The following is an 11,812-nucleotide window of genomic DNA, read 5'->3' as shown; positions in this document are numbered from 1 at the left end:
CGCCGTGCTCACGATTCTCGTCCTGATGGCCGCGCTGTTTGTGCTGGTATTGCCGATCTGGCCCTACAGTCGCACCTGGAGCGTGGTGCCCGGCAGCATGGTCGCGCTGGTGATCCTCACTTTTCTAGCCTTCATGCTGGCCGGAAATATCGTGGCCTGAGGTTTGGCAGCGAGCAGGCATGAAAAAAGGCGGGATATGATCCCGCCTTTTGTTCCGTCTTGAGAGGCGCGATCAGTAGCGCCGTAGCAGGCCGACCAGCCGGCCCTGCACTTTGACCCGGTCAGGCCCGAAGATGCGGGTTTCATAGGCCGGGTTGGCGGCTTCCAGCGCCACTGAGTTGCCCTTGCGGCGCAGGCGCTTCAGGGTCACTTCCTGGTCGTCGACCAGGGCGACCACGATGCTGCCGTTCTCGGCATTGTCGCTGCGCTGGATGATCACGGTGTCGCCATCCATGATGCCGGCATCCACCATCGAGTCACCGGCCACTTCCAATGCGTAATGGTCGCCATTGCCCAGCAGGCCGATGGGAACGTCGATCTGCGTGCTCATGTCGCGCAGCGCCTCGATCGGCGTGCCGGCGGCGATGCGGCCGTAAAGCGGCAGGGTGACGATGTCGCGCGCGTTATAGGGGCTGACATTGACCGGTGTGCCCTGCATCGGGCCGCTGCCTTCCACGGCGCGGGGAGTCAGCCGGTTGCGCGGGGTGGAACTGCGGACATTGCCGCCGCCCACGCCGCCACGGGTCGGCACGGCCGAGTCGGGCAGGCGCAGCACTTCCAGGGCGCGGGCGCGATGGGCGAGACGACGAATGAAGCCTCGTTCTTCCAGGCCGGTCACCAGCCGGTGGATGCCCGACTTGGATTTCAGCTTCATGGCCTCCTTCATTTCCTCGAACGAGGGGGAGACGCCGGATGTCTCCAGCTTTTCGTGAATGAACAGCAGCAAATCGTGCTGCTTGCGGGTCAGCATGGTCAGCCTCCTCAGTCTGGGTTCGACCGCCATGATCCGCAAAATGCGGCCCCGCAAATGCAGAAGGCCGGAATAAATGCGGAAGGCCGGAATAAACGGGAGCGCCGGCCAAGCGGAACGAACAAGAAATCCACAAATGTTCTAATGAGGTTCTGCATTCGGGTCAAGTATTTTTCCACAGGCCCTGGGACATATGTGGGGTAGGACCGACACCTAACCATCTACAGGTTGAGGAATTCGGCACTACAACCCGGCCGCCCCGGGCTTTACGGAACCATCCGTACCGGGAAATATGTCAAGATAACAAAGCCCCAGTACGGCCAGAAGGCCAACGGGACCGGATCACCGGCCTGAGGGGAGGGAGGATAAAATGGGTATTCGGCAGAAGCTCACCCTGGCCATCGCCGTGTTGGCGTGCCTGACGCTGGTTTCGAATGTCATCGGCGGATTGTTTTTCGGTCGTGTGCAGGGCAGTTACGCCGGCATCACCGATACCAACCTTCCTGCCGTGGTCGCGGCCCTGAACCTGGCGGCGACCAGCGCGGAGCTGACCGCCAATGCGCCGGTACTGGCCAGTGCGCTGAGCGATGCGGATCGCAGCAAGGCGGCGGCCGAACTGAAGGCCAAGCAGGATGAACTGAAGCAGGCGGTGGAGCGGGTGAAGGCCACAGCCGCGCCTGAGCAGGCCGAGCAGATCGAAGGCATCGACAAAGCGATCGAGACGCTGGATCGCATGATGGCGCAGATCAACCGTTCGGTGACCGCGCGACTGAATTACACCGCCGACCGTGAGCAGCTTCTGGCCAAGATCAATACCGATTATCTGAGCTTCCAGGCACAGATGCGGCCGGCGCTGGATCGGGCGATTTTCGAATTGCGCCAACCGAATGCCAAGTCTGAGGTGGCCGAGGCCGCCAATGCACTGATCGCCGCTGGCAATGCGGTGAATCAGCTTGTCGGGGTGCTGGCCGTGGCGGCCCAAGGCCCCAGCAATGCCGAGCTCGATAAGCTGTTTGCCGAATTCACCAAGCTGAACAGCACGGCGCTGGAAGAACTCGACTGGGCTTCCAAGCAGTTCGATATTTCCGAGCTGCTGGCCACCACGCAGAAGCTGCTTGGTTATGGCCAGGGCACCGAAAGCATGTTCGGCGTGCGGCGCGGCGAATTGCGCACGGTGAATACGGCCGGTATCGCGCAGACCCAGGCCCGCAATGCGGCGGCCGAATTGTCGGTCAAGGTCCAAGCGCTGGTCGACGATGCCAGCAAGGCGGCCGATGGGGCCGCGGCGCAAGCCGCCGGACAGTCGAGCACGGCGCAGATCGTGCTGATCGTGATCACGGTGCTCTGCCTCGGCATCGCGGCGCTGATCGGAATCTTCTTCGTCGGGCCGCAGGTGACGGCGCCGATCGACCGGCTGACGGCGGTGACGCGGCGGCTGGCCGAGCGTGACTGGTCGGTCGAGTTGGCCGAGGCGAAACGCAATGATGAGCTGGGCGAGATGGCGCGCGCCATCGAAGTGCTGAAAACGAGCGGGCAGGAAAACGAAAAGCTGCAGCGTGAAGTGGAACAGGGCCGCGCCGAGTTCGAGCGTCAGCGCAAGGCGCAGGAAGAACTGCTGGAACAGGCCATCGGCCAGATCGTAGCGGCGGCCACTGCCGGCGATTTCACCCGCCGCATCGACGCCGACTCCCTGCAGGGGGTCATGCGTACCCTTGGCATCGGCATGAACGACCTGCTGGGTACGGTGGAGCGCGCTTTGAACGACCTCGGCCAGATGCTGGAAGCTCTGGCCCACGGCGACCTGACGCATCGCATCGACGGCGGCCATCGCGGGCTGTTTGCGCAGCTGGCCGAGAATGCCAATACCCTGGCCGGCAAGCTGGCCGAGATCGTCGGGCGTCTGAGCCAGACGGCCGGCAATGTACGCGATGCCTCGGCCGAGATATCGGTTGGCAGCAACGATCTGGCGCAGCGCACCGAACAGCAGGCCGCCAGCCTGCAGCGCACGGCGGCTTCGATGGAAGAGATCACCGCCACCGTGCGGCACAATGCCGACAATGCGCGGCAGGCCAGTTCACTGGCCGTCACGGCGCGGGATACGGCAGATCAGGGGGGTAACGTGGTTGGCCGCGCCGTGCAGGCGATGGGGCAGATCGAGGAGAGCGCCCGCAAGATCGTGGATATCGTGGGCCTGATCGACGAGATCGCCTTCCAGACCAACCTGCTGGCGCTGAATGCCAGCGTGGAGGCGGCCCGCGCCGGCGAATCCGGCAAGGGCTTTGCCGTGGTGGCGCAGGAAGTGCGTGCATTGGCCCAGCGTTCCGCCGATGCATCAAAGGACATCAAGGCGCTGATCCAGGAATCGAATGCCCAGGTGCGCGATGGCGCCAAACTGGTGAATGAGGCCGGCAGCTCCTTAAGCGGCATCGTCGATGCGGTGAAGCGTGTCGCGGGGATCATCGAGGAAATCTCGATTGCCAGCCAGGAACAGGCCTCGGGCCTGGACGAGATCAACGATGCCGTGACGCAGATGGACGAGATGACCCAGCGCAACGGCGCGCTGGTCGAACAGACTACGGCCTCGGCGCAGTCGCTGGCCGATCAGGCACGTGACCTGGCGGCCTCGATCACTTTCTTCCGACTCGATCAGGAACCGGCGGCAAGGGCGGCTGAATAGACTGCCGCATCGCGGTCGGAGAAACAGCAGAAGACGATGCGCTCCGGCTTGGACTGCGCTTCGGTCCAGCGGCGCGCTTCGGTCACGGCAATCGCGGTGGCGGCTTCCAGCGGATAGCCGAAGATGCCTGTCGAAATGGCGGGGAAGGCGATGCTGGCAAGACCATGTTGCTGTGCCAGCACCAGGCTGTTGCGATAACAGGCGGCCAGCCGTTCCGGCTCGCCGTGCTGACCGCCCTGCCAGACCGGGCCCACCGCATGGATCACATGCCGGGCGGGCAGGCGGTAGCCGGCAGTGATCCGTGCTTCGCCCGTGGGGCAGTGGCCGATGCGCCGGCATTCGGCTTCCAGTTCGGGCCCGGCGGCGCGATGGATGGCGCCGCAGACGCCGCCGCCGGCCAGCAGGCTTTCATTGGCCGCGTTGACGATGGCATCCACGTCCAGCCGCGTGATGTCATCCCTGATGACGGAAATGCGTGCGTTCGGCATGGCCGAATCCTAGCAGGGTTGCGAATCGTCGTCCCGGGTTGTCTTTACCTTTCGCTAACCATGGCGAAACGACAATGGCGACAACGTTTTGCACGCCGCGCTTGCCCGGCCTGCAGCAATCCTTTAACCGGGTCGAGATGAGCGATCCTGCCGACATGCCGCCGCTGAGACTGAAGCCGCGCCGCGCTGCCACAGCGCAATCGGCGGCCGGTGCCTATGGCGCCGTGCAGGCCCAGGCGGCCCCCGGCCATCCCATTCCTGGCCGGATCGCACCGCAATCTGCTGTCGCGGCGCCGGCCACGAAACAGCGTGGATTCATCGCCTCGAACTGGCCGCTGATGACCGCTGCCGCGGCCCTGCTGGCTGGCGGCGTTGTGGTTGGCCTGGCGGTTGGCCATAGCCCGGTGCCGAAACCCGCCGTGGCTGCTGTGATGCCGCCTTCACCGCCGGCTTCGGCGCCAGCGGTGGCTGCCAAGCCGCCTGTGCAGGAGCAGGGATGGCGTCCGGTTTCCGATCTCGCCCGCATGGCCGTGGCACCGCCGCCGCCGCCGACAGAGCCGGTTCAGCCGGAGTCGCGCCAGACCGAGTTGCTGGCCGCCGCCGCATCCGCGCCGCCTGTCGCCGTGGTGGATGCTCCAAAGCCTGTGGAAACGGTACCGGTTGTGACGACGCTGCCGATTCAGCCGGCGCCGGCACCGGCTCCAGCCGCCCGAACGGAAACGGCAAAACCACCGCGCCCCGCCACCGAGACGCCGGTCACGGTGCAGCGTGTGGGCCCGAAGCAGGCGGCTGCTGAACCAATCGTACAACTGGCCGCTGCTGTGCCACCTCCTGCGCTGGCACAGCGCAATGCCGGCGATGTGCAGGCTTGGCGGGTTCGCGCCGTGCCGCCGCCATCGGGCGCCAAGCCGCCCTATGTTGCGATCATCATCGACGATGCCGGCCTGGATCGGCGCGGCACCCAGCGGGCGATGAAACTGCCCGGGCCGATCACGCTTTCCTTCATGAGCTATGCGGCCGATCTTTCGGAGCAGGCCGCGGCGGCACGGGGCGCCGGCCACGAAGTGATGCTGCATCTGCCGATGGAGCCGCTGGATAGCAAGCGGCATAATCCCGGTCCGAACGCGCTGTATGTCAATCTCGATGCCGCCGAGCTGCAGCGCCGCCTGGACTGGCATCTCGACCGCTTCAGCGACTATGTCGGCGTCAACAACCATATGGGCAGCCGTTTCACCGCTGATGCCGCCCGCATGGCGCAGGTGATGGAAGCGCTCGGCCATCGCCAGGTGTTCTGGCTCGACAGCCTGTCAGGCCCGAGTTCCGCCGGGCCAGCACTGGCCCGCAAGCGCGGGCTGGACGCCGCCGAACGCGATCTTTTCCTCGATGACGATCGCTCGCCCGGCATTGGTCATGAAATCGCGGCCATGGAGCGCATTGCCCGTGCTCGCGGGGACGTGATCGCCATTGGCCATCCCCATGCCGCAACCTTGAGCGCACTGGAAACCTGGATGGCCAGCGCGAAAGAAAAAGGCTTCAGTCTGGTGCCGGTCAGCACGGTGCTGTTGCGCCGCCAGCAGCAGGAACGCTGAAAAGCGGTTTGCGCCGCACAATCCTTTTCACACACAAACACCGTTTATTTACGTGACAAGACTTTCGCCCTGACGCAGGCTCTGATCCGGCCGGCGACAGACCGGCATGGCATAAGCGGAGGACGCACCATGGCGAAGGGTTGGAAAGAACGCGGCTTTTTCGAACTGTACCAGGACGATCCCGAACGCGCCGATGCATTGGTTTTTGGCCGTCGCAGCGGCGCCAGCCGGCGCGGTTTCCTGCAGGGCAGCGGCCTGGCGGCCATGGGCGCCATGGTGGGTGGTGCGATCCCCTTCAATGGCAATATGCCGTCCGGCCTGATCCCTGCCGCCATGGCGCAGGGCAGCGCTGCGGCACCTAAAATCCTCAAGATGGATGGCAAGGCTGAACTGGTGATCCTGGGCGACAAGCCTTTCGTGGCCGAGACGCCCGAGCATCTGCTCAATGACGACATCACGCCCAATGACAAGATATTCATCCGCAACAATGGCACCCCGCCGGATGCCGTGAGTGGCAATCCCGACTCTTGGGAATTCACCGTCGACGGGGAAGTGAACAAGGCCCTGAAGCTGACGCTGGGCGAGCTGAAGCAGAAATTCAAGCCGGTGACGTATGCGTTGCAGATGGAATGCGGCGGCAACGGCCGCAGCTTTTTCGAGCCCAAGGCCAGCGGCAACCAGTGGACCAACGGCGCGATCTCGAATGCGCGCTGGACCGGTGTGCGCCTGAAGGACGTGCTGGAGGCCGCCGGCTTGAAATCCAGCGCTGTCTATACCGGCCATTACGGCCGCGACACACATCTCTCGGGCGATGCCGGCAAGCCGGCGATCAGCCGCGGTGTGCCGATCGCCAAGGCGATGGAGGAACACACCATCGTCGCCTATGCGGTAAATGGCGGTCCGATCCCGCATATCAACGGTGCCCCGCTGCGCCTGATCGTGCCGGGCTGGCCGGGCTCCACCTCGCAGAAATGGCTCAGCCGCATCTGGGTTCGCGACAAGGAACATGATGGACAGGGCATGACGGGCACCAGCTATCGCGTGCCGATCAAGCCGATGATCCCCGGTTCGAAAGCCGATCCCAATAATTTCCGCATCCTGGAATCGATGCCGGTGCGCTCGATCATCACCAATATCGCCAATGGCACGGAATTGAAGGCCGGCACGCGGGCGATTGCGCTGCGTGGTCATGCCTGGGCCGGGGAGCATTCCGTTTCTGAGGTGCATGTTTCGGCGGATTACGGCCAGACCTGGCGCAAGGCCAAGGTGGCCAAGCCGGCCAACAAATATGCCTGGCAGACCTGGAATGCCGACCTGACGGTGCCGTCGGAAGGGTATTACGAATTCTGGGTCCGTGCCGTGGACAGCACCGGTCGCGGCCAGAGTCATGTGGCGGCCAACTGGAATCCGCAAGGCTATGGCGGCAACGTGATGCATCGCGTCGCCGTGCTGATCCCCGCCTGAGGTATCGGAGAGGATCGTACATCCATGATGCGTTGGTTTGCTGCCGCTGTCATGGCGGCGTCGCTGGCGTTTGCTGCCGGCGGCGCCGTCCTCGCCCAGTCGTCACCTGCCGAACGGGAACCCGAAGAACCGACCGTATTTCCCGACGGCGAGAACCGTGACGAGGTCTTCTATACCTGCACGGCCTGTCACGGTTCAGACTTGGTCCGCGCGCAGGGCCATAGCCGCGAGCGCTGGGCCGAAGTGCTGAGCATCATGGTGGAAAAGCACAACATGGCGCCGCTGGAAGGCGAGGACCTGAAAAGGACGCTGGATTACCTAGCCAAGGCGTTTCCACCGAAAGGCCGTGGGTATACCAACCCGTTCCTGAACCGGACGACGGCGAATTAGACTTTCGTGAAGCGGTAGGCGCAGCCAGCCGTCATGCGGCCGTCTTCCACGCGTATGCAGCCGTCGACGCGATCTTCCAAGCGGAAGCGGTCGCCGGCGCAGGCCAGCAGGTAATCCTCGGCATGACTGTAACGCCCGGTCGGCAGCAGGGTGTACCCGCTGCCGGTGGCACCGAGTTCGGTGGTGAACAGAATGCTGCCGTTGGATGCCAGAACCCTGTCCAGCTCGACGAACAGCCCGTCCAGCTTGCCAACATAGATCAGCGTATCGGCCGCTATTGCCACATCATAGGCGTCACTGCCCATCGTCTCCAAAGCGGCATGCAGCTCGCTCTGCTGGAGGGCGTCATAGATACCCCGACGCTGGGCCTGCTGCAGCATGCCGGGCACCATGTCGACGCCATCGAGGCGGGAGGCATAGGGGCGGAAAGGCACACCGCTCAGACCGGTGCCGCAACCCAGATCGACGATGCGTCGACTGGCATCGGCAGCCCAGCCTGCATTGATGGCGAGCTGCTGCAACATCTCGGGTCCGCGATAAGCGAGGCGGGAGAGGTGCGTGTCAAAGCTGGCCGCACGGTTGTTGAACAGCCAGTTCACGAAAACGGCCGGTGCGCGCTCGGGGTTGCGACCTTCAAGAGAGGCCAGAAGATGATTGATCACACCCGATTGCGGCGACAGTTTCTGGGCGCGCTGCAGGCTTTTGACGGCCGCGTCATTCCGTTTCAGGTCGATCTGGCTCATGGCTAGGCCCAGCCACGACAGCGCAGAATCGGCCAATGTCACGGCCTTCGAGAAATAACCTTCGGCCTCGGCATGACGGCCGTTTTCCAGCGCGCGGATACCGCGCTGCTGCCAGCTGATCGCATCGAGTGTCGCATCGTGTTGCATGCCCTCAAGCTAGGAGCTGCCAGACGTCAATACGACCAAATTATTTGGAAAAATTACTGCAGCCATTTACGCCGCGCTAACCATGCCGGCCGCGGGGGATAGTTAACCGAAATTCACCATTTCACTCTTCGCCGCCCATGGCCTTTTGCAGTGTCTCGGCATCGTAATTCTGGCCGATCGACATGGCGCAAATCCGCGAGATATGGGTAAGCGGCAGGCCGCTTTCCTTGGTCCAGACATTCATCTGGGCCTGGATTTTCTGACGGTCGCGTTTCGAAGTGGGATTCTCAGAAATATCCACGCCCGCATCGCGCAGGCAAAGCACCACGTCGCGCGAGGCAATCCAACTGTCGCGGCCAAGGAAACGGATCAGGTATTGCCCGGTATTCCCGCCCAGGCGGGAGCCGCGTTTGGCCAGCAGATCGAGTAGCCCGAGTTGATCGTCCATCGGCCAGGTGGCCAGCAATTTGCCAAAACTGCCGTATTCGGCGGCGATATCCTGCACGAACTGGGCATTGTCGCGTACGGAGCGGATTTTTTGCGGATTGCGCACAATGCGCTTGTCCGAAGCCAGTTTTTCCCAGAATTCGTCGGGCTTATGCAGCAGCTTGCGGGGCTCGAAGCCCAGGAAAGCGGCCTCGAAGCCGTCCCATTTGTTTTCGATCACGCTCCAGACAAAGCCGGCAGAAAAGACACGTTTGGCCATTTCGGCCAGGGCGCGGTCGTCTTTCAGTTTCGCCAGCGCCTTCATATCCGGCTTGGGCGGCAGCAGTTTTTTGAGCTTGGCTTCGCCACCCTTGCGCTTGGCGGCGCGGGCATAAATCGTCTTGAACGCGGTGGGCATGGCGGGACTTTCTCAGGACGCGGCTTTGCTGAACCGATAGGCATAGCCGGGGATGGCCTGTTTGGCCTCGGTGCGAATGGCGCCCTCGACACGGTCGGCGCAGGTGAAGAGGCCGGCGGCGCATTGCTGCAGGTAAGCATGAGAATGCTGGTAGCGGCCGGATTTGACCAGCGTGAAACCCTCGTCGCAGGCTTCCACGGTAAACAGGAAATCGCCACCTGGTTTCAGCGCGGCATGCACCATGCGGAACAGCTCCGCCACGTCGCCGATATAGACCAGGGTGTCGGCAGCTACCACGGCATCGTAGCTGCCGGCCGGCAGGCGGCGCAGAACGGCGTGAGCCTCGCCGTGCCACAGATGGTTGTAGACGCCGCGCTTCAATGCCTGCTCCAGCATGCTGGCGGACAGGTCGGCGCCCTCAAGATGGCCGGCATAGGCACGCAACGGCATGCCGCTCAGCCCCGTTCCGCATCCAATGTCGATGATGCGCCGCGAACCGTCGGCGGCCCAGCCGGCGCGTTGAATCAACTGGGCCAGCATCTGCGGGCCCTGGTATTGCAGGCTGGTCAGGTGCTGGTCGAAATTCGCGGCATAGCCATTGAACAGGAAGGTGATGTAATCGTTCGGCGCGCGGGATGTTGTTTCGCCGGTCATGGCTTTCAGCAAATGACTGACCACCCCGCAATGGGGGCGTGCGGTATTGGCGCGCTGCAAGCTGACGATGGCATCATCGGTTCGTCGCTGGTTTATCTGGCTGAAGGCGAGGCCGACCCAGGATATCTCGCGGCTCTCATCGCAGGCCACCGCTTTGGCGAAACAGGCTTCGGCCTCGGCATGCTGGCCCCGGCTGTCGGCCTCGATGCCGCGGCGTTCCCAGTCTGCGGCTTCTGCGGATGGATCACTTTGCATGGCGCAACGATAGCGCCATGGACCTGAGAGCGGCAACCGGATTGTGAAAGGGGTTAAGCCGGGTCGGGGGTTACTGGCCGCGCCCGCCGCGGCTGGCGAAGCGCTCGGCTTCTTCGGCGGCGCGGATCAGCGCCTTGGCCTTGTTGACGCATTCCACATGTTCCGACATCGGATCGCTGTCGGCCACGATGCCGGCGCCGGCCTGCACATACATGGTGCCGTCCTTCACCAGTGCCGTGCGCAGGGTGATGCAGGTATCCATGCTGCCATTGGCCGAGAAATAACCGACGCCGCCGGCATAGAAGCTGCGGCGGACGGGTTCCAGTTCGTCGATGATCTCCATCGCCCGCACTTTTGGCGCGCCCGAAACGGTGCCGGCGGGGAAGCCGGCGAACATGGCATCCAGCGCATCCAGATCGGGGCGGATCTTGCCCTCGACGTTGGATACGATGTGCATCACATGACTGTAGCGTTCGATCTGGTTGCGCTCGGTGACCTTGACCGTGCCGATCCTGGCCACACGACCCACATCGTTACGCCCGAGATCGAGCAGCATCAGATGTTCAGCCAGTTCCTTGGGATCGCTGAGCAGGTCCTGCGCCAGGGCTTCGTCCTCGACCGGCGTGGCGCCGCGCTTGCGGGTGCCGGCGATGGGCCGGATCGTCACCGTTTCGTCGCGCAGGCGCACCAGAATCTCGGGTGACGAGCCGACCAGGCAGGGCCCACCCAGATTGAGATAGAACATGAAGGGTGAGGGGTTGGTCCGCCGCAGGGCGCGATAGAGCGCGAAAGGCGGCAGGCGGAACGGCAGGCTGAAACGCTGGCCCACCACGACCTGGAAGATATCGCCGGCGGCAATGTAGTCTTTGGCCTTGCGGACCATCGCCATGTAATCGTCGGGCGACATGTTCGACTGCGGCTCGGGCAGGGCATCCAGATCGGCGATCTGGTCGCGCACGGCGCCCAATGGCCGGTCCAGATCCGCCACTGCGTCGCTCAGGCGTTCGCTCGCCATGGCATAGGCGGCGCGGGCATCCATGCCGGTCTGCGGCCGTACCGGGGTGACCAGTGTGATGATGTCGAGCACGGAGTCGAAGATCGCCATCACGGTGGGCCGCATCAGCAGGCCGTCGGGCAGGCCCAGCGTATCCGGATTGGTATCTGGCACTTTCGGCTCGATCAGCCGAACCATGTCGTAGCCCATGAAGCCAACGATGCCGGCCGCCATCGGCGGCAGGTGGTTGGGCAGGTCGATATGACTCTCGGCCAGCAGCTTGCGCAGGGATTCCAGCGTTGGCTCGGGGCAGGGTTCAAAAGCCGCCTGATCAAAGCGGGCCTTGCGGTTGATTTCGGCTTTCTGGCCCGTGCAGCGCCATAACAGGTCGGGCTTCAGGCCAATGATCGAATACCGGCCCCGCACGGCCCCGCCTTCGATCGATTCCAGCAGGCAGGACCACGGCCGCGTATCGGCCAGCTTGAGGAAGGCCGAGACCGGCGTTTCCAGGTCGGCGACAAGCTGGGTGGAGAGCACCTGGGCCTCGCCGGCCATATAGGCCTTGGCGAAGCTGGCGTAATCGGGCGTGATCTTCAT

11 protein-coding genes are annotated in these 11,812 nt (G+C 63.6%); 5 read left to right on the top strand and 6 right to left on the bottom strand.

The genetic code is table 11. The features are described from left to right. Positions 1-4 precede the first annotated feature (4 nt). Positions 5-160 carry a DUF3309 family protein gene (locus tag ACE3OO_RS01245; protein ID WP_374298911.1) on the top strand — a complete coding sequence of 52 codons (156 nt, stop codon included), beginning with the start codon at positions 5-7 and terminating at the stop codon, positions 158-160. A 72-nt stretch (positions 161-232) separates the two neighbouring features. On the opposite strand, the gene lexA is transcribed toward ACE3OO_RS01245, so the two are convergent. Then, a complete protein-coding gene (gene lexA / locus ACE3OO_RS01240; RefSeq protein WP_374298909.1) occupies positions 233-970 on the bottom strand; it encodes a transcriptional repressor LexA in 738 nt (245 codons plus the stop codon). A gap of 370 nt (positions 971-1,340) precedes the next feature. Between lexA and ACE3OO_RS01235 the strand changes: the two genes are divergently transcribed. After that, entirely contained in the window at positions 1,341-3,647 is a 2,307-nt protein-coding gene (locus tag ACE3OO_RS01235; protein ID WP_374298907.1) for a methyl-accepting chemotaxis protein, read from the top strand. Here ACE3OO_RS01235 and ACE3OO_RS01230 read toward each other — a convergent pair. Next, positions 3,617-4,135: an O-acetyl-ADP-ribose deacetylase gene (locus ACE3OO_RS01230; protein WP_374298905.1), complete on the bottom strand. Its 519-nt coding sequence runs from the start codon at positions 4,133-4,135 to the stop codon at positions 3,617-3,619. The two genes, ACE3OO_RS01235 and ACE3OO_RS01230, sit on opposite strands and share 31 nt — an antisense overlap. Before the next feature lie 74 nt (positions 4,136-4,209). On the opposite strand from ACE3OO_RS01230, the gene ACE3OO_RS01225 reads away from it, so the two are divergent. The 3 genes from ACE3OO_RS01225 to ACE3OO_RS01215 all read left to right on the top strand — a co-directional run bounded on the left by ACE3OO_RS01225 (position 4,210) and on the right by ACE3OO_RS01215 (position 7,578). Next, positions 4,210-5,724, top strand: a complete 1,515-nt coding sequence (locus ACE3OO_RS01225) for a divergent polysaccharide deacetylase family protein (RefSeq protein WP_374298902.1) — start codon at positions 4,210-4,212, stop codon at positions 5,722-5,724. A 129-nt stretch (positions 5,725-5,853) separates the two neighbouring features. Continuing rightward, positions 5,854-7,188: a sulfite oxidase gene (locus ACE3OO_RS01220; RefSeq protein WP_374298900.1), complete on the top strand. Its 1,335-nt coding sequence runs from the start codon at positions 5,854-5,856 to the stop codon at positions 7,186-7,188. A 24-nt stretch (positions 7,189-7,212) separates the two neighbouring features. After that, complete coding sequence (locus ACE3OO_RS01215; protein ID WP_374298898.1) at positions 7,213-7,578, top strand: hypothetical protein; 366 nt, start codon at positions 7,213-7,215, stop codon at positions 7,576-7,578. Here ACE3OO_RS01215 and ACE3OO_RS01210 read toward each other — a convergent pair. The 4 genes from ACE3OO_RS01210 to trpE all read right to left on the bottom strand — a co-directional run bounded on the left by ACE3OO_RS01210 (position 7,575) and on the right by trpE (position 11,812). Further along, entirely contained in the window at positions 7,575-8,468 is an 894-nt protein-coding gene (locus ACE3OO_RS01210) for a methyltransferase domain-containing protein (RefSeq protein WP_374298897.1), read from the bottom strand. The two genes, ACE3OO_RS01215 and ACE3OO_RS01210, sit on opposite strands and share 4 nt — an antisense overlap. Before the next feature lie 121 nt (positions 8,469-8,589). Then, entirely contained in the window at positions 8,590-9,312 is a 723-nt protein-coding gene (locus ACE3OO_RS01205) for a DNA-3-methyladenine glycosylase I (RefSeq protein WP_374298896.1), read from the bottom strand. A gap of 12 nt (positions 9,313-9,324) precedes the next feature. Then, positions 9,325-10,221 (bottom strand): methyltransferase domain-containing protein, encoded by an 897-nt coding sequence (locus tag ACE3OO_RS01200; RefSeq protein WP_374298894.1) that lies wholly within the window; start codon positions 10,219-10,221, stop codon positions 9,325-9,327. 70 nt (positions 10,222-10,291) lie between these two features. Next, positions 10,292-11,812 (bottom strand): anthranilate synthase component I, encoded by a 1,521-nt coding sequence (gene trpE, locus ACE3OO_RS01195; RefSeq protein ID WP_374298892.1) that lies wholly within the window; start codon positions 11,810-11,812, stop codon positions 10,292-10,294.

This window comes from Ferrovibrio sp., from assembly GCF_041906005.1.
GTDB lineage: Bacteria > Pseudomonadota > Alphaproteobacteria > Ferrovibrionales > Ferrovibrionaceae > Ferrovibrio.
This window is presented reverse-complemented; position numbering and strand designations above follow the sequence as displayed.